This is a genomic window from Gordonia sp. 34D (assembly GCF_056682775.1).
On sequence record NZ_CM155293.1, the window covers coordinates 3,680,200 to 3,698,713 of the forward strand.

At 62.0% G+C, this 18,514-nt stretch carries 17 protein-coding genes; 15 read left to right on the top strand and 2 right to left on the bottom strand.

Translation table 11 applies throughout. The features are described from left to right. Positions 1-145 precede the first annotated feature (145 nt). The 4 genes from AC1L34_RS17195 to AC1L34_RS17210 all read left to right on the top strand — a co-directional run bounded on the left by AC1L34_RS17195 (position 146) and on the right by AC1L34_RS17210 (position 2,963). Positions 146-1,297 carry an esterase/lipase family protein gene (locus AC1L34_RS17195; RefSeq protein ID WP_424294021.1) on the top strand — a complete coding sequence of 384 codons (1,152 nt, stop codon included), beginning with the start codon at positions 146-148 and terminating at the stop codon, positions 1,295-1,297. Between the two features lie 67 nt (positions 1,298-1,364). Further along, positions 1,365-1,628 (top strand): hypothetical protein, encoded by a 264-nt coding sequence (locus AC1L34_RS17200; protein WP_424294022.1) that lies wholly within the window; start codon positions 1,365-1,367, stop codon positions 1,626-1,628. A 22-nt stretch (positions 1,629-1,650) separates the two neighbouring features. Continuing rightward, entirely contained in the window at positions 1,651-2,478 is an 828-nt protein-coding gene (locus AC1L34_RS17205; protein WP_424294023.1) for a DUF2786 domain-containing protein, read from the top strand. A 41-nt stretch (positions 2,479-2,519) separates the two neighbouring features. Then, positions 2,520-2,963, top strand: coding sequence for a TIGR04338 family metallohydrolase (locus AC1L34_RS17210; protein ID WP_480035346.1), 444 nt, complete (start codon positions 2,520-2,522; stop codon positions 2,961-2,963). Here the strand turns inward: AC1L34_RS17210 and AC1L34_RS17215 are convergent. Both AC1L34_RS17215 and AC1L34_RS17220 read right to left on the bottom strand, forming a co-directional pair. After that, a complete protein-coding gene (locus tag AC1L34_RS17215; protein ID WP_424321994.1) occupies positions 2,960-5,038 on the bottom strand; it encodes a CocE/NonD family hydrolase in 2,079 nt (692 codons plus the stop codon). The two genes, AC1L34_RS17210 and AC1L34_RS17215, sit on opposite strands and share 4 nt — an antisense overlap. 115 nt (positions 5,039-5,153) lie before the next feature. Then, positions 5,154-6,344 (bottom strand): glycoside hydrolase family 76 protein, encoded by a 1,191-nt coding sequence (locus tag AC1L34_RS17220; protein WP_480034964.1) that lies wholly within the window; start codon positions 6,342-6,344, stop codon positions 5,154-5,156. Positions 6,345-6,684: 340 nt separating this feature from the next. Between AC1L34_RS17220 and rplJ the strand changes: the two genes are divergently transcribed. The 11 genes from rplJ to AC1L34_RS17275 all read left to right on the top strand — a co-directional run bounded on the left by rplJ (position 6,685) and on the right by AC1L34_RS17275 (position 18,479). Beyond that, a complete protein-coding gene (rplJ, locus tag AC1L34_RS17225) occupies positions 6,685-7,215 on the top strand; it encodes a 50S ribosomal protein L10 (protein ID WP_424294567.1) in 531 nt (176 codons plus the stop codon). Between the two features lie 127 nt (positions 7,216-7,342). Continuing rightward, on the top strand, positions 7,343-7,726 hold the full coding sequence (rplL, locus tag AC1L34_RS17230; RefSeq protein ID WP_424294568.1) for a 50S ribosomal protein L7/L12: 384 nt from the start codon (positions 7,343-7,345) through the stop codon (positions 7,724-7,726). Between the two features lie 523 nt (positions 7,727-8,249). Beyond that, positions 8,250-9,512 carry an ABC transporter ATP-binding protein gene (locus tag AC1L34_RS17235; protein ID WP_424294569.1) on the top strand — a complete coding sequence of 421 codons (1,263 nt, stop codon included), beginning with the start codon at positions 8,250-8,252 and terminating at the stop codon, positions 9,510-9,512. Then, a complete protein-coding gene (locus AC1L34_RS17240) occupies positions 9,509-10,315 on the top strand; it encodes an MlaE family ABC transporter permease (RefSeq protein WP_424294570.1) in 807 nt (268 codons plus the stop codon). Before AC1L34_RS17235 ends, AC1L34_RS17240 begins: the two co-directional genes overlap by 4 nt. Positions 10,316-10,317: 2 nt before the next feature. Further along, complete coding sequence (locus AC1L34_RS17245) at positions 10,318-11,190, top strand: MlaE family ABC transporter permease (RefSeq protein WP_424294571.1); 873 nt, start codon at positions 10,318-10,320, stop codon at positions 11,188-11,190. 4 nt (positions 11,191-11,194) lie between these two features. Further along, entirely contained in the window at positions 11,195-12,514 is a 1,320-nt protein-coding gene (locus AC1L34_RS17250) for an MCE family protein (protein ID WP_424294572.1), read from the top strand. Beyond that, positions 12,511-13,596, top strand: coding sequence for an MCE family protein (locus AC1L34_RS17255; RefSeq protein WP_424294573.1), 1,086 nt, complete (start codon positions 12,511-12,513; stop codon positions 13,594-13,596). Before AC1L34_RS17250 ends, AC1L34_RS17255 begins: the two co-directional genes overlap by 4 nt. A gap of 2 nt (positions 13,597-13,598) precedes the next feature. Beyond that, positions 13,599-14,669 carry an MlaD family protein gene (locus AC1L34_RS17260; RefSeq protein WP_424294574.1) on the top strand — a complete coding sequence of 357 codons (1,071 nt, stop codon included), beginning with the start codon at positions 13,599-13,601 and terminating at the stop codon, positions 14,667-14,669. Further along, positions 14,669-15,931, top strand: coding sequence for an MCE family protein (locus AC1L34_RS17265; RefSeq protein ID WP_424294575.1), 1,263 nt, complete (start codon positions 14,669-14,671; stop codon positions 15,929-15,931). Before AC1L34_RS17260 ends, AC1L34_RS17265 begins: the two co-directional genes overlap by 1 nt. After that, entirely contained in the window at positions 15,928-17,241 is a 1,314-nt protein-coding gene (locus AC1L34_RS17270; RefSeq protein WP_424294576.1) for an MCE family protein, read from the top strand. The genes AC1L34_RS17265 and AC1L34_RS17270 overlap by 4 nt, the downstream gene beginning before the upstream one ends. Continuing rightward, the gene (locus AC1L34_RS17275) at positions 17,238-18,479 is read left to right on the top strand and encodes an MlaD family protein (protein ID WP_424294577.1); all 1,242 of its coding nucleotides are present in this window, start codon (positions 17,238-17,240) and stop codon (positions 18,477-18,479) included. Before AC1L34_RS17270 ends, AC1L34_RS17275 begins: the two co-directional genes overlap by 4 nt. Positions 18,480-18,514: the final 35 nt, after the last annotated feature.

The following is an 18,514-nucleotide window of genomic DNA, read 5'->3' on the forward strand; positions in this document are numbered from 1 at the left end:
GAAATGTGGAACATCAGATTGTCTAAACCGGTGAACACTTATGCACTCAAATGCTTGACACGATCCTAGTTCTGTCGCTAACCTCTCTTACTATTCCGTAGGTTACTGGCCAGTAGTTGTTGCTGGATTGAAGGAGAGCTTGAGCATGAGGTCGACTTTGCGAGGAAGTCTCGTCGCGTTAGTCTCGGTCATCGTGATGTGCGGTGCAGCGGCCCAGGCGGGCCCGGCATTGGCGGTACCGGGCACCGAGTCGGCAGATGCCGCTGCGGCGCAGCGGTTGACCGATTACATCAACGCTGGCTCGCCCGCCGGGCGTCGCGCGGTCAACGGCTTCAAGCACGATGCCGACTGGTCGGGTCCCACTAGGAAGCTTCCGCCCATCCCATCGACGGTGGGGGTGGGGCCGCGGCAGACCGGATTCTGGCCGGCATTCGCCTACAGTCAGGTGAATCCCCGGGTCGCGCCGCCCGGCGCGAACGACTGGAGTTGCAAGCCCAAGGCGGGGCAGAACCCGGTCGTGCTGCTGCACGGAACCTGGGAGAACGCGTACGACAACTGGGCGGCCTTCGCACCAGTACTGAAGAAGGCAGGCTACTGCGTCTTCACCCCGAACTATGGCCGCACCGATCTGCTCGACGTCGGCGGTCTGGGGACCATCCTCCCCGGAACCAATGGGGTAGCCAAAGTCGGCCGCTCCGCTGAACAGATCGACCCGTACATCACGAAGGTCCTGGCGAAGACCGGTGCCAAGAAGATCAATCTCATCGGGCATTCCCAGGGCGGACTCCTTGCGCGCTACTGGATGAAGCGGTTCAACGGCCACCTCAAGGTCGACAAGCTCATCACTTACGGTGCGACCAACAACGGCACCACTCTGGACGGTATTGGGTGGCTTGGTCGATCGATTAACAATGTCGGCCTCGACGTCCTCGCCCCGGTAACCCTGCTGGTTGGTTCTGCGGGCATCGATCAGACCATCGATTCTCCGACGGTCAAGTACGTCAACAATCGGGCACCTTTCCATGACAGTGGGCAGAAGCGCGTCTACCCGGACGTCGAGTACACGATCGTCGGATCGCGTTACGACGAGGTGACCACCCCATACGACCTGACGTTCCTGCCCGGTTACCGAAACGTCAAGAACGTCACGTTGCAGAACGGCTGCGAGCAGGACACTTCCGATCACATCTCGATGTCGTACTCGCCGCGCGCCTTGTCAATTGCTCTCCACACGCTTGACCCGCAGCGCTACCCGAAGCTGGTGTGCTCGTCGAGTCCGTGGTTCTTCAGCTTCTAAGGATGCGTCAACATCCGCCCCGGCCTTTTCCGTGTCTCGAGATCTCAGCAATGAGAGGTGCCTGATCATGCAGATTCGTGTCCCCTCGATCGAACCCGACCGCATCGATCAGAAACATCTGTACGCCTACTTCGGCGACTGCGTCGAGGTGGATGTCGCCGCTCGGCTCATTCTCACGAAGGGCGGAACGGCGATGTCGCTCGGCCGGGCTGAAGACGTCGCCCAGGACATTCAGCGAGCTATCGGCTTCGTGCGGCGAGAAATGCGACGCGATGCGGGGGCCGAAGCCGGTGTGCGGGAGCCTGTGGATAGCCGACTCGGCCAGCGGTGATCCAGGTATTACCGTTGCAGGCATGCGCGACGACAAACTCCTAACCCGGATCGGCGGACTGCTTCGGCAGGCGGAGGGGACCGACAATGAGCACGAGGCCGAGGCGTTCATGGCGGCGGCCCAGCGGTTGGCGACAGCAGCATCGATCGATCTGGCACTAGCCCGAGCACACGATCCCAAAGCCATGCGGACCGCTGTCCCAGTCACCCGGCAGATTGCCATCGGGCAGGCAGGCAAACGCGGGCTCAAGACGTATGTCCAACTGTTTGTGCAGATTGCCGTCGCTAACGACATCACGTGCGACGTCGCCTCCAACTCCACGTTCGTGATCGCCTACGGCTTCGAGAGCGACATTGACACCTGCGAGGCGCTATACACCTCGCTGGTGATTCAGATGGTGGCAGCCAGCGACGCCTACCTGAAGTCCGGTGCCTACAAGGGACATACTGCGCAGCAGATGGTCACCAAGACCAACGGCTACGTTCGACGTCGCTTTGTCGAAGAGAAGGCACTGTCGCCGATCACCGCGCGATTGAACTTCCAGTCGGCATTTGCCGGACGGATCGGCGAACGACTCCGCGCGGCCCGCGACGAGCAACGTGAGCAGGCCCGGATCGACGACGTGGCCGCGGCCAGGCCGGTGTCGACGGCCGTCGCGATGCGTAACAAGGAACTCGAGGTCAAAGACTTCTACAAGGCGGAATCGAAGGCCCGGGGGAGTTGGCGACCAAACCGTGCGACCGCAGGGTTTTCGGCGGCGGCCCGTGAAGCGGGCGATCGTGCCGGTCGTCGGGCCCGCATCGGTGCCAATCCGGAACTGGGTGGATCTCGGGGCGCGCTCGAGTCGTGAGCAAGGACCAGCTACGTGGCCGCATTTATGCGGCGGAGGCGATGGTGTACCGGCTGTTTGAACGCGCAGGCGGCGCGCACACAGTGCAGATCGCCGGCGCCGAAATCACGGTGCCCGCCGAAGTGCGGTTCGGTTCGCTCGACGAAGTGCGTGTCTACGTCGACCGCGTGCTCGCATTGCGGTCAGTTCGTGACGGTTTTGAGCGGGCGAAGTTGCCCGTCGTGGTTCGAGCGCGTCGCGGCAGTCGTGCCGCTCACTACGAGCGGTTGAACAGCACCATCGCTGTTCCCGACAACTCAGACGGGCGGTGGGCGTTGCGCGAGCTGGTAGTCGTGCACGAACTGGCCCATCACCTGGACCCGGTTGGCGACCCTTCGCACGGTCGGTCGTTCGTCACCACGCTCATCGATTTGGTCGATGCCGTTCTCGGTCCGGAATCGGCGCTCGTCTACCGCGTCATCTTCGGCGACAGCGGGCTTCTCTAGACGATGTTGTTGGCCGCGGTGACGAGCGGGACCGGCAGGGTGCCGAGGTCACCGTCGGTCTGGAACGTCAGGTAGCTCGGCTTCGCCGGGTCCAGCACCAGTTGTTGGCGACGACCGCGGGCCTTGATGAGGTCCGGCACAATCGTCAGGTAGCGCGGCAGACTCGCCGCGTACACGTCGACGCGCAGCCGGTGGCCGGGCTTGAGTACGGCGTCGGTGGGCACCATGTCGATGTCGATGCGTACCGGTTCGTCGGCGGGAACCGGCAGGCGCCGATCACGCGAGAGGTAATGGTAGGCGTCGAGCAGGACACCGTCCGCAGTGTAGGTGGACCGCGATGGATCCAGCGCGCGGTTGGACGCCGTCAAGGCACCGTTGGTAAGGACCGTCGACGTCCCGTCGGGGGCGACGTCGTTGACGGTAACCGCCCAAATCCCCTCGTGCGCCGTCGTCGATACGTTGAGGCGCAGATTCATCTCGCCGGACAACTGCGTGGCCCGCTTCACGGGCTCGCTCGTGAACGACAGCCCGCTCGTCTCCTGGTAATGGGCGTTGGTGGAGAACTTTTCACCGAGGACGATCGCCAGGCCGGCAGTGACCTGGGAAAGATCGCGGGAGACGAAGCCCTTCAGGCTGGGGACGATACGCAGCGAGCGGCGGCGGACGGCCGGCGTTGAACGCAGACTGCCGTCGTGCTGGGTGTGCATTGCGGTGCCGGTCGGCTCCTCGGTGAGGAACAGACGGCGCGGCGCGACTTCGCGGCGCGGGAACGACGGTCCGCACGACCATCCGCCGCCCTGCTGTTCGAGGGTGACCGGTCCGTACGAGTCGACGTCGTTCTCGATGCCCTTGAGCCATCGGTCGAACCATGCGCGCTGCAACACGTCGAGGCGCGGCGGCGAGTAGGGACGTTCGTGGTCGCATCCGGGATCAATGTGGTAGCCGTTGGCGATCAGCATCTGCTTGCGGCCCGGTTCCATCTGAAGCTTGGAGTAGACGCGGGTGGCGCTGCGGCCAAACAGGTCGTGCCAGCCGCCGACGGTAAACGTCGGGCATTCGATGTTCTCGACCTTCGGGTCACGTTCGTCGAAGTAGGGATCGTCGAAGATCCGGTCGTCGCGGGCAGTGAGGAAACCCCACAGGAGCGACGGCATCTCGGTGGCTGGGGACTTGATGCGCGACGACAGCCACCGGTAGGCGTCGCCGCGGAGCAGGTCCGCGACTGCGGTGGCCGGGTTCGGGAGCCACTTCATGCCGTTCACCAAGGCCAGCCAGAACGGAATGAATGCCGAGGGCATGCCGCCGGTGATGTAGATGTCCCGGACGACGTCCTCGCTGCCCTCAACCGCGAATACGGCCTTGAGTGCTTCCGGTCGATGGCTGGCAGCCTGCAGGGCGTTGATGGCCGAGTACGACCATCCGGTCATCCCGACGCCGCCGGTGTACCAGTCCTGCTTGGAAATCCAGTCGATGATCTCGACGCTGTCCTGCTGTTCGCGGGCGCCGAGAATTTCCCACCTGCCGTGGGAGGTGCCGGTGCCGCGGACATCGACGATGACCTGGACGTAGCCGGAGCGCACCAGGTTCCGGTTGACGCCGAACACATCCCACAGACCCTTGGAAAGGCTGCGCGTAATGCGGGTGGCACCGGCTAGCGGACCTTCGTCGGTGGTGAGGGTGGAACTGAGGGTCTTGACGGCCTTGCCGATGACGGGGGCGTGCAAGGCGTGGTCGATTCCGTCGAGAACCGCGCGATTGTAAGGGTTCACGTTGAGAATCACGGGGAACGGCGTGGCGACCGGAACCCCGAAACTGTTCGCTGGCCGCACGATGGTGGTGCGGAGTGCGATGCCGTCACTCATGGTGAGCCGGACACTGCGGTCGATATGGACACGAGGGTAGGTCTGCGCCTCGTCGACGGCGCGCCGCCATTCGAGGCCGGGGACACCGCCCGCTGCATCGCGATAGTTGGGCGCAGAGATCAGCGTGGACTGCTGGCGTGGCGCAGAGATGGACCCGCGGTGGAGATGGTCGCGGCTCAAACTGTCGTCGTTCACGTCAAACTGAAGCGTCATACTCTGGTCCCCCTAATTGCGTTAACAAGCGCGAGGTCGCGGGCGATTCGATGACTCATGTGGTGTGAGTCACGCAAAGCTCCCTCCCAATCTAAAACGATCAGCATCCAGATTGTTAATCCAGGGTTGCCGAATAGGTGTGCTCGCTTGACCGGTTTGTTACGGAAACCGCTGCTTCGAGCAGTATTCCGGCCGAAATCTGGACCGAAAGATCGCGTTCGGGAATGCTCGATGCCGCGACGGCACCACCGAATTTTCGTGCCGCGGTGCCGGTTCCGTCGGGGACGACGGCGTCGAGTCGCCAGTTGTGGCCGAAGACGGGGAGGCCCTCGGGGTCCGTTGCGCGGTGGTCCCAGGCGGCTTCGGCGCTCGTGAGAACGATCTGGCTGGCGCGGGCCCGCAGGCTGTCGGCGACACCGTCGCGGAGGTCGGTGGCTACGAGTGCGAGGTAGCGGGCGAGGATCCCGGCAAACAGTCCGCCGTCACCGCCGCCAGCGGACTTGATTACGCCGTCAATAATCAGGTGCTTGTCGATTGCGTCCAGGAGTGTGCCGATCTGTTCCAGATAGACGTCCGCGCCGGTGATGCGGTGGGCTTCGACCGCCGCCCCCAACCCGACGCCCTGGCAATAGGTGAAGACCGCCGTATCCAGTTCGCGGTTGCCACCTGGTCGAATCCACAGGCCGTCGGCAATCAGCCCGGACGGCAACGACAGTTCGCGGTTTAACCAGTCGGTCATCGCAACGCTGCGGCCCTCGTGCCTTGTGCGCGCCAATAGGATGGCGGCCGGACCGTTGGCGGGAGCGTTGAAGAACGTGTCGGTCGTTCGCCAGGGGATGCCGCCGCCGTGTTCGGGCGACCATGCCTGATACATCCGGTCGGAGAGTTTCCTTACGGCCCGTCGTCTGGTGCTGAGCAGTGATGGACCGAGGTGACGTTCGACGCGTTCAATGGCCAACCCCAACCACGCCATGTCGTCGTAATAGTTGTTGGTCCACTTGCCGATATTGCGAATCCGGATCCCGCGCAGCAGTGCGAGGGCGTCGGCCGCGCAACGTGCGTCGTCCCGGTGGATGGCACCGTCGACGAGCAGTTCTACCAGGTGAGCCTGCCACCAGTAGTTCCATGAGCCGGTTAGCCGTTCCTTCGAGAGGGGACGTCCGACGGGCGGCCACGCGACCTGGCCGATGCGTGTTCCGGGTACCCACTTACCGATGCGCCGCAGGTGGCGGGAGGCGATTGCCGCTTGGGCCGCCCCGGCGCGGGCCTGCAGGAGGTCGACCTGGGATTTGGATTCGCGCGTCATGGCAGTTAGCCTATTGGTCGGTGCAATGAGTTATGGCGCAAGGTGTCTCCGCGAGGGGATGTTGGAGTCAGGCCCGTTGCGTCAAGTTCAACCAGAGACCGTTGGTTATCGGATTAGTCCGATCGAAGGCCCGATGTGAGTCGGCAGCCCGCGCAGGATGAACGTGGTGAAACTTTAGCCGTACTCCGGTACGTGCCATGTGCGCCCCGTGCTTCCTGCCGGGGCGCTTTTCTTTTCTCGCAGGATGTCTTCGTCGATTACTCCAGGCCATCGAGCCTTCTGGATAGAGGTGGCTCGGTTTACCGGGTCACGACGAATGTGACACGAGAGGAGGCGAAGTATGGCTAAGGCTGACAAGGTTTCTGCAGTTGCAGAGATCACCGAGAACTTCAAGGGTTCGACTGCCGCTGTGATCACGGAGTACCGCGGACTCACGGTGCCGCAGCTCCAGCAGTTGCGTCGCTCGCTCGGCGAAGGCGCTACCTACTCCGTCGCCAAGAACACCCTCGCGAAGCGCGCCGCCACTGAGGCGGGCCTCGAGGGTCTCGATGACCTGTTCACCGGTCCGACCGCTATTGCCTTCATTGAGGGCGAGCCGGTCGTGGCTGCCAAGGCGATCAAGACTTTCGCCAAGGACAACAAGAACCTGGTCATCAAGGGCGGATTCATGGACGGCCGTGCGCTGTCCGTGGCTGAGATCGAACAGATCGCCGACCTGGAGACCCGTGAGGTCCTGCTGGCAAAGCTGGCGGGTGCCATGAAGGGCAACTTGGCAAAGGCCGCAGGGCTGTTCAACCAGCCTGCATCGCAGGTCGCGCGTCTCGCCGCGGCTCTGCAGGAGAAGAAGGAAGCTGCCGGCGAAGCCGCGTAGTTCCCCTTTGCTCCACCCTCGGATCCCGCTGCAGTCGACACTTTTGTGGCGGGCGACGACAACCCCATATACCAGCCTGCACTGCAGGCGCCCCCGCCAAGCGGGGATTTAACGGAAGGACGCCACCATGGCGAAGCTCACCGCTGACGAGCTCATCGAGCAGTTCAAGGAACTGACCCTGCTGGAGCTCAGCGATTTCGTGAAGAAGTTCGAAGAGGTCTTCGAGGTCACCGCTGCTGCTCCGGTCGCCGTCGCTGCTGCCGGTGCTCCGGCTGCCGCTGAGGCTGCTGCAGAGCAGGATGAGTTCGACGTCGTGCTCGACTCGGCTGGCGACAAGAAGATCCAGGTCATCAAGGTCGTCCGTGAGGTCGTCGCTGGTCTGGGCCTGAAGGAAGCCAAGGACCTCGTTGAGAGCGCTCCCAAGGCACTCCTGGAGAAGGTCAGCAAGGAAGACGCTGAGGCTGCCAAGGCCAAGCTCGAAGAGGCTGGCGCCAAGATCTCGCTCAAGTGATCTGAACTTGACAGCATTTCTCGCCGCTTAGCTGCGAGTGCAAAAGAGGTCCGTGGGGAAACCCGCGGGCCTCTTTTTGTGCATCTGTTTGACGTTGATCAAATTCGTGCGTAAAGCGCTATGCGTGCGTAGCGCACCCTCCCGGCCTGTTTTGGTGTCGGGCGTTCAGATGGCGCGCCAGCGCGTCTGTGAGACCTGGCGATCGATGAGTCTGAGGGGGCCTTCTGGCTCATATCTGCAAATCCGAGCTGTGACCCACGGCTCGATGGTGGGTGAATTTCGCTTTGGACCACGGCCATTCTTTGGGTATTCTCAGCCCAGCAAGATGTTACCGATGGGTAGTGGCGGTTTTGTGTCAGCTTTCTCGCCCTTGGCCGAAGTGCAGTTTCGCTTCCCTGTGCGTTAGAGTGACCGCAGCCACAGCCGCCTCTGGTAAGTGGCGGCGAAAACTCGTCTACGGGCGCGGCGAAGGAATTGCCTCGCATCTCGTACGCGGTACACATGAAAGGTCTGGAGGGACACTGTGGGTGTTGAGGTAAAGGTCGAGGGGCTTACCAAGTCGTTCGGTTCGCAGAACATCTGGCGGGACGTTTCGCTGACCCTGCCCGCGGGTGAGGTCAACGCGCTGCTGGGGCCGTCAGGTACCGGTAAGTCGGTCTTCCTGAAAACGTTGATCGGTCTGCTGCATCCCGAACAGGGTTCAGTCATCATCGACGGCACCGACATCACGCAGTCTTCGGCCAAAGAACTGTACGAAGTCCGTAAGTTGTTCGGTGTCCTCTTCCAGGACGGTGCGCTCTTCGGCTCGATGACGTTGTACGACAACATCGCCTTCCCGCTTCGTGAGCACACGAAGAAGAAGGAAGACGAGATCCGCCGCATCGTGATGGACAAGGTGGAGCTGGTCGGTCTGGCTGGCGCCGAAGGCAAACTCCCCGGTGAGATCTCGGGCGGTATGCGTAAGCGCGCAGGCCTGGCCCGCGCATTGGTCCTCGACCCGGAAATCATCCTGTGCGACGAGCCGGACTCCGGTCTGGACCCGGTCCGCACCGCCTACATCTCGCAGCTGTTGATCGACATCAACGCCGAGATCGATGCGACGATCCTCATCGTCACGCACAACATCAACATCGCCCGCACCATCCCGGACAACATCGGCATGCTGTTCCGCAAGGAACTGGTCATGTTCGGTCCGCGCGAGCAACTGCTCACCTCGGAGCAACCGGTCGTCAAGCAGTTCCTCTCCGGTGACCGCTTCGGACCGATCGGTATGTCGGAGGAGAAGGACGAAACCGTGGCCGCGGCCGAGGCTGCCCTCCAGGCTGCAGGCATTTCCGGCGGCGGTACGCAGGAAGACTTCTCCGAGATCATTCCGCAGGTTCAGCCGAACCCCGATATGCCGGTCCGTAAGGCGGCCCTGCGCCACCGTGCCAACGTGCTGCAAATGATGCCGACACTCCCGGTCAGCGCACAGGAAGCAATCCGTGCATCGATCGCCGAGGAAGATGCTCGCGCCGCAGCGTCACCGGAATCGGTTGCCACACTCGTTGCCCTCGCCAATACCGACTTCAGTCAGGCGGGTGCGCTCGACAACTCGCTGGCCGCAGCAGACGCCCAGGCCGCTAATGCGGCCACCCAGGTGATGACCACTCCCGCCATGGAGAAGGACACACAGGTCGTCGACGCCGCGGCCGGATATGACGACGCGCAGACGCAACCCATCGACACCTCCGCGATCGAAACCGCGGTTCGTGAGTCAGACGGACAGGGGAGTGCCAAGGCATGACCAGTGCCACCTCGCGTGGCGTCGATAAGCTGACCAAGGCTGGAGAGGGCGCACTTGCCCAGACCGGCAATATTGTTCAGTTGTTCGTCGATGTCGCTCGCCAGCTCTTTGTGCGGCCTTTTCAGCTGCGCGAATTCATTCAGCAGGCCTGGTTTATTGCCAGCGTGACGATTCTGCCGACCGCGCTCATTGCGATCCCGTTCGGCGCCATCGTCTCGCTGCAGACCGGCTCACTGATCAAGCAACTCGGCGCTGAGTCGTACACGGGTGCTGCTTCGGTGCTGGTCGTTGTTCAGCAGGGATCACCACTGGTGACGTCGCTGCTGGTCGCAGGAGCTGCGGGCTCGGCAGTGGCGGCAGATCTTGGTTCACGAACGATTCGTGAAGAGATTGACGCCATGGAGGTGCTCGGCATCAACCCGGTCCAGCGACTGGTGGTGCCACGCGTGTTGGCAATGGTTTTGGTGGCCGTCCTGCTCAACGGCCTGGTGGCCGTCGTCGGCATTGGCGGTGGCTACTTCTTCAATGTCGTGGTTCAAGGTGGTACGCCCGGTGCGTACCTGGCGTCGTTCGGTGCGCTTGCGCAACTCCCGGACCTCTATATTTCGACGCTGAAGGCGGCAATCTTCGGTGTGCTTGCCGGTGTGATCGCCGCCTACAAGGGCTTGAACCCGAAAGGCGGACCCAAGGGTGTCGGTGATGCGGTGAACCAGAGCGTCGTGATTACGTTCCTGCTGCTGTTCTTCGCCAACCTGATCATTACCGCCGTGTTCCTTCAGATCGTTCCGCCGAAGGTGGGTTAGCAATGACGCGTGGTGTAACGATTGCCAAGAGTCGCCCCGAGTACTACTGGTACGAGGTTCGCAAGCAGTTGGGCAAGCCGCTCAAGATGCTTGACGGTGCTGGCGAGCAGATGTCCTTCTATGCGAGGGCTCTGGCGGCCATCCCGAAGACGCTGGTCCACTACACGCGTGAGGTAACGCGACTGCTGGCCGAGGTGGCCTTCGGTTCCGGTGGCCTCGCCGTGATCGGCGGAACCATCGGCGTGATGGTGTTGATGTCCGGCTTCACCGGCGTTGTGGTCGGCATGCAGGGCTATGCGGCGCTCGACCAGATTGGTTCGCAGGCCCTGACCGGCTTCCTGTCTGCCTACGTCAATACCCGCGAGGTTGCGCCGTTGGTGGCGGGCCTGGCGTTGTCGGCAACCGTCGGCTGTGGTTTTACCGCCCAGCTCGGTGCCATGCGCATCTCGGAAGAGATTGACGCCCTCGAAGTGATGGCGGTGCCGTCGATCCCGTTCCTGGTGTCCTCGCGCGTAATCGCGGGCTTCATCGCGGTGATCCCGCTGTACGTGCTCGGCCTGATGGCCGCCTATCTGGCGTCGAGAACGGTTAACACCGTGTTCAACGGACAGTCGACCGGTTCGTACGACCACTACTTCAACCTGTTCTTGCCTCCCGTCGACGTCCTGTGGTCGTTCGGCAAGGTGCTAATTTTCGCGTTCGTCATCATTCTGGTCCACTGCTACTACGGCTACTACGCCAGTGGCGGCCCGGCCGGCGTTGGTGTCGCCGTGGGACACGCCGTGCGAACAGCCCTCGTGCTGATCGCCGTGATGGACTTCTTCCTGGGCCTGGCGATCTGGGGTACAACCACGTCGATCCGAGTGGGAGGTTAGGCACGTGGGGAAGACGCTTAAACGCAGACTTCTGGGCCTGCTGTTCTTCATTGTGGTGCTCGGGTTGCTGGCAACCTCGGTGCTGAAGTTCCGCGGCACGTTCGACGATTACGCGATCGTGAAGCTGACAACAGATAGCGCAGGTAACTCGCTCGTCAAGAACGCTGACGTGAAGGCCAACGGCGTCGTCGTCGGCACCGTCAAGGACGTCAGCGTGCAGACCGGCGGCAAGGTGACGGTCGACCTGGGGATCAAGCCCGACCAGTTGAAGAACCTGCCGACGTCGACCACGGCTCGGGTCCTCCCGAAGACCCTGTTTGGTGAGCGCTACATTGCACTCCAGGTGCCAGCCAACGCGAGCGGACCCACGCTCACGAACGGCAGCCAGATCAACACCGACACCAAGGGCAACTCGGCTGAGGTCGAGGACCTGTTCGACGCGCTGCTCCCGGTCATCAAGGCGATCCCGCCGGAGGACTTGAACGTGACGCTGAGCGCCATCTCGCAGGCCATCGGCGGCAAGGGGCAGGAAATCGGCAAGATCGTCGACCGGCTCAACGTGATTTTCACTCGCGTTAACGCGAACATGGACGACCTTCAGGGCACGATCCGCGGTTTGGCGACCTTCTCGCAGACCTACGCGGACGCACTGCCCGATGTCATTGATGCGCTCGACAATCTGCGCGTCACCGGCAACACGATCGTCGAACGCCAAGGCGACCTGCGAACCACGATCTCGACGTTGAGTGTGGCCGCCGTCGACACCAGCAAGTTCCTCAAGACGAACAAGAAGGACATGCTCAACTTGTTCATCGACTCGGAACCCTTCCTCAAGGGACTGGCACGACAGTCACCGGTGTTTGGTTGCACGTTCCGTAACTTCGCGACGCTGATTCCGGATTCGAAAAAGATCGTCGGCGTGGACACCCCGAACCCGGGTGTCCGGGTGAACCTGCAGTTCGTGAACCCGCGCGGCCGTTACCTGCCGAATCAGGATGAGCCGCGACTGATGTGGAAGGATCCGCCCGCACGCTGCTACGAGCCAGCGTCGAATGGTCGCCCGTTCCCGCAGTACCCGGGTGGCAGTATTCCGGATGGTTCGTACCAGCCGCCGTCACGCAACGGTGGCCCGACAACCTGGCCGGATCTGCCTCAGCCGCAGTTCAGCGCTACGCCGAGCGGAACGATCGGCGAGACCGATTACCAGAAACAATTACGTCTGATTTATGGCGCGTCGGCCGGAGAACTACCGGAGAACGTGCCGCTGTGGGTCACCTACATCGGTGGCGGAGCCCTGAAGGGAGCGGAGGTGACGATTAAGTGAAAAGCATCGTTCCACCGCTGGTAAAGCTGATTGTTTTTGCCTTGGTCACCATCTTTGCCACCGCCATGCTCGGCTTGACGATCGCGAACGCTGGCAACTCCGGCAAGGCGAGCTTCTCGGGTGTCTTCAACGATGCCGCGATGCTCAATCCCGGCGACGACGTCCGCATCGCGGGTGTACGCGTCGGTCAGGTTGAGAGCGTCGAGATCACCGACCGCAACAAGGCGCTCGTGTCGTTCAGTGCCGACCGCAGCACCTTGCCCAAGAGCACCCAGTTGTTTATCCGATACCGCAACCTGACGGGTCTGCGGTACTTGGCGCTCGACAAGGGGCCCGGGCCTGCCAACGAAACCGTGAACAAGGGCTACACGTTCACGAACACGGCCACCAATAAGAGCACGCACGACGCCGTGAACTTGACTGAACTGTTTAACGGCTTCCGCCCGCTTTTCAAGCAGATCACGCCGGAAGACATGAACAAGCTTGCCGAGACCATGATCAAGGTCTTCCAGGGCGACATGGACACGACCATCGGCGACCTGATCAGCGACACCGCGGGGTTGACGAATGCGCTCGCCGACAAGGACAAGGTGATTGGCGACATGATCACCAACCTCACGAAGGTCCTCGACACGGTGAACAAGAACGATGATCAGTTCTCGAGCTTGCTGGTGAACACGGAAAAGCTGATCACCGGTCTCGCCGCGCAGCGGGACTCGGTGGGGTCGGCCATCACCTCGGTGTCGAATCTGACCACCGTGACGGGTTCGATTCTTAGCAAGACGCGGCCGGCTATCCAGGGCGATATTGCCGGGATCAAGTCGCTGTCGGATCAGCTGAACTCGCGTACCGGCGACATCGAGCAGGTTTTGACGAACTTGCCGGTCAAGCTGGAGAAGATCGGTCGCGCCGCGACCTTCGGCTCTTGGTTCCAGTTCTACCTCTGCGGTATCGATGTGGTTGCCGGTAACGGCAAGTCCACCTTGTTGACTCAGCCGGTGGTTCCGCTACCGAACATCAACCACGTCCTGTACACCAGCGCCGCGACGCGTTGCTGGCGCGACGGAAAGCCGGGGGCGTGAGCATGACGAGCGAAGAAACACAGCCGACGGTGCCGACAACACCGAAGAAGTCACGCCGATTCGCCGGTCGCCGCAGTCCCGTCAGCATTGGTGCTCTGGGCTTGCTGATGCTGATCATGGTTGCGGTGTCGTCCTTCTACCTGAAGGACCTCCCGCTCGTGGGTGCCGGAGCCAAGTACACCGCGCAGTTCTCAGAAGCGGCGGGACTCAAGCCGGGCAACGAAGTCCGCGTCGCCGGTGTCAAGGTCGGCGAGGTCACCGACGTGAATCTCGCCGGCGACAAGGTCGACGTCTCCTTCCGTGCCAACAACACGTGGATCGGTGATCAGACGCAGGCGTCGATCCAGATCAAGACCGTGCTGGGCCAGAAGTACCTGGCGCTGAACCCGCGCGGCAGTGAACTGGCCGATCCCGATGTGACTCTCACCGATACGGTGGCGCCGTACGACGTCATCGAGGCCTTTGGTGATGCTGCGGACCAGATCGAGAACATCGATACCAACCAGCTGGCGAAATCGCTGCGCACGTTGTCGAATGCGTTCTCCGGAACAAACGCCGAGGACATCAATTCCTCGCTGACCGGTATTTCTCGGTTGTCGAACACGATTGCCAGCCGCGATCAGGAAGTCCAGAAGCTGCTGGCGGCAACCAAGGACTCGACGAAGATCCTCGCTGACCGCAATGAGGAGTTCACGAAGCTGATCGCTGGGGCAGGTGTCCTGTTGAAGGAACTCAATACCCGTCAGGAGAGCATCTCGGCGCTCCTGGCCAGCACCACGACTCTCAGTAAGGCGCTCACCGGGATCGTTCGCGATAACGAAGCGCAGATCGGCCCGGCCCTCGACTCGCTCAAGGGTGTCACCGACATGCTGACTCGCCAGAACTCGAACCTTCGCCAGACCATCACGTACATGGCACCCTTCTACCGCCTGTACGCGAACGTCCTCGGCAACGGTCGCTGGTTCGAATCGACCGTCACGAACCTGCTGCCGCCGGCGCTGCCGCAGCAGAACACGACGCGCCCGCCGAACATGACTAAGAATCTCAACAACGGTGGAACGGGGGCCAGCTAATGACTAACGCAGCGCCTTCTTCTCAGGACCAGAATTCCGGGCTGTTCTCCAAGCGCAATATTGTCTATACCGCGCTCGGTGCCATCCTGCTCCTCCTCATCGGGGCTGGTGGTTGGTGGGCTTCAACGCTCATCGGTACCACCAAGGTCAAGGCCACCTTCTCCAGTGCTGTCGGCATCTACAAGGGCAGCGATGTCCGGATACTCGGTGTTGACGTCGGCAAGGTCACCGAGGTGACGCCGCGCGGCGACGTGGTTGATGTGCAGATGCGCGTCAACCGGGGCGTTAAGTTGCCCACCGACGTGAAGGCCGTGCAGATCATCCCGTCGATCGTCGCCGACCGCTACGTTCAGTTGACCCCGGCTTACTCGGGTGGCCCCGAGGCCGGTAGCCAGGTGGAATTGTCTGGCAAGCAGACCGGCGTGCCCGTCGAAATTGACGCGATCTACGCCAACCTGCAGAAACTGTCGAAGTCCCTCGGCCCGGACGGTGCCAACCAGAACGGCGCAGTCACCGATTTTGTCGATGTGTTCTCCAAGAACATGGAAGGCAACGGTGCTGAACTCGGTCAGGCGATCACTAACCTGTCGAAGGCGGCCGGCACGCTCGCCAATGGCAGCGACAACCTCGTCAGCACCATCAAGAACCTCAACGTCTTTGTCGGGGCCTTGAAGGAGAACGATTCGCAGGTCCGCCAGTTCAACAAGCAGATGGCCTCGTTCAACACGTTCCTCGCCGGTGAGCGGGAGAACCTGGGGAGCGCCCTCAACACGCTGTCGTACGCCCTCGGGGACGTCGCGAGGTTCATCAACGACAACAGCAGCCAGATCGGCGATACGATTCGCGACTTGCAGCCGACCGGACAGGCCTTGCTGGATAACAAGGATCATTTGCTCGAGATCCTGACGGTCTTGCCGGTGACGATCAACAACCTGATCAACGCATACGACGCGGAGTCGGGCACACTCGCCATGCGGTTGAACATCCCGGACCTGCAAGACCTCCTGGGTGCCCAGTGCCGCATGCTCGATCTGGGCAAACTGTTGCCGGGTAATCCCATGGCTGTCGACTTCAGTCGCAAGATGGCTCCGCTGGTGAACGGCTGTGAGGGCCTCGCCAATCAGGTCACCAAGGGTGTCCTGGAGCCAATGCTGCCGGTGTTGCCATTCGGCATCATGAGCGGCAACAAGGAACAGAAGTACCCGGCACCCGGCACCGTACCGGGTAACCCGGATCCGAAACTCCCCGGAGGACAGCGATGAAGGTGAAACGCTCGGTGCGCGCACGCGCGGCCGGTATGGGCGCCGCCCTCGTCACGGTCCTCGCGGTGACGACAGGTTGCTCGGGTATCAGCTCGGTTCCGCTGCCCGGTGGCGTCGACGTTGGCAGCAACCCGCGCACCTACAAGGTGGAGTTCGACAACATTCTCGACCTGGTTCCGCAGTCGATGGTGAAGATGGACGGCATTCCCGTCGGTCAGGTCACCAAAGTTGAGGTACCGGAGGGTGCCTGGAATGCCTTGGTCACGATCAAGGTGAAGAACGAGGTCAACCTGTCCGACGAGGCGTCGGCCTCGGTGCAGCAGACCAACCTTCTGGGTGAAAAGTTTGTGGCCCTGTCGGAGCCGAAGGACGTGACCCTGGCGACCCCGCGTCAGCCGGAGTCGGCGCCAATCAACTCCGACCGGACCCGGACGGTCACCGACATTGAGCAACTGCTCGGGGCATTGTCGATGCTGTTGAACGGCGGCGGCATCAACCAGCTTGAGCCGATCATCACGTCTCTCAACGAGGCGCTCGGCGACCGACCCAATGCGGTCCGGTCGCTGCTCACGCAGTCGGAGACGTTGATCGGCAGCCTCAACAAGCAGCGTGACGACATTGTTCGCGCCATCGACGGCGTCGGAAAGCTCTCCGATCGCGCAAGCCAGCAGACTGATCAGATCGAGCGGGTCCTGAAGCAGTTGCCCGCAGGCGTTGAGGTACTTGAGCAGCAGCGTCCGCAGTTTGTGGACCTGCTGACGAAGCTCGACACGCTGGGAGAGGTCGGTACCGACATCCTCGGTAAGGCGCACAAACAGATCATCAACGATCTGAAGGCACTGCGGCCGATCCTGTCGGAGCTGGCCAAGTCGGCACAGGACGTTGTCACTGCCGCACCGTTGATGCTGACGCACCCCTACCCGGATGACTTGCTTCCGGGTGTGAAGGGCGACTCGACAAACCTGTTCATGACCCTCGACCTGCGACTGCTGAACCAGTTGGAGGCCCTCGGTGTCGGTCAGGGCACCCCGAAGTACACGCCGCCATCGGTGAGTCCGCCCAAGGTGGATCCGAATAACCCGTACGTCAACGGCAACGGACCGCGCTACGGCTGGCCAACGATCTCGCTGTTGCCGCCCGCCGCGAACTCGCGACCGGGACCGAATACGCCGCCTTCGGGTGGCACGTACCCGATGAACCCGGCGTCGAAGAAGAAGACCAACAAGAAGAACCAGTACTCGACGCTGCCTTCCGGGGAGCAGAACTTCCTCGCCGGAACCATTGAGATGATCGGAGGCGAAGGTCAGTGACTAGCCGCCTTGTCAAGATTCAGTTGATTGCCTTCGTGGTGATCGGTCTCCTTGCGATCGTCTACGTTGGCGCCAAGTACGCCCGCCTAGACAAACTTGCGGGAATCTCGACGTACAACGTCACGTTGCACATGCCCGACGCCAGCGGTGTCTTCACCAACGCCGAAGTCACCTACCGGGGCGTGCCAGTCGGGTTGGTCTCCAAAATGGAGATGGTTCCCGGCGGTGTCAACGTGAACCTGCAGATGAACTCCGATGCGCCCAAGGTCCCGGCATCCGCGAAAGCCGTGCTGGCGAACCGGTCGGCCATCGGTGAGCAGTTCATCGATCTGCAGCCGTCATCGAGCGCTGGTCCGTACCTGGCGAACGGTGACACCATCGAGGGTGCGGTTACGCCGCCGAAACTTCAGGACGTCATCGCCGACACCATCACGTTGACAAAGACCATTCCGGTCGACGAGTTGAGTTCGTTGGTGAAGGAGCTTGGTAAGGCCTTCAACGGCAAGGGCGACGACCTCACCCGCCTGGTGGCCTCACTCGACAAGCTGTCGAAGGACGGCGTCGAGAACATCGGTCCTATCACCGAACTCATCCGCAACTCGAATCCGGTCCTGGCAACCCAGGCCGAGCAGTCCGACGACATCCTGGCGTGGAGCCACAACCTGGACTTGGTGACGGCGCAGTTGGCCGGCTCCGACCCGGCGTTGCGACGAATCCTCGACAATGCTCCGAACGCGGCGACCGCCCTGTCGAAGTTCATTCAAGACAACGGTGCGGATGCGACCAAGCTGATCCATCAGCTCGGGGTCACGGTGCATACGGCGGCGCCTGCGTCGTTTGCGACGTCGGCCACGGTGGCGATGCTTTCGGCACTCGCTGCGGGCAGTCACAGTCCGGCTCCCGGCGATGGACAAATCCACTTTGGCATCGTGTTGGAGACCGGTAACCCCGTCAGCTGTACTCGCGGCTACGAGGGAACGGCGCAGATGATCGCGGACATCAAGAAGAAGAATCCGAACTTCGATGTCAACTACGACGATTTCCCGTTCAACACCAACGCCAAGTGCACCGTGCCGGTCGGCAACCCGACGTCGGTGCGCGGCGCTGAGCGCGCGTCGTTGGCGAACCCGGACATCCCGCAGCCGTGGGACAACAAGCCAAAGAAGGATCCCGACAAACTCAACCTCAACCCCGTTGCCACGCAGCTCGCTGCGCTGATGGGTGTTCATGCGCGGTAGCTCGCAGCCAGGCAACTGGCGACGCGAGCCCCGCC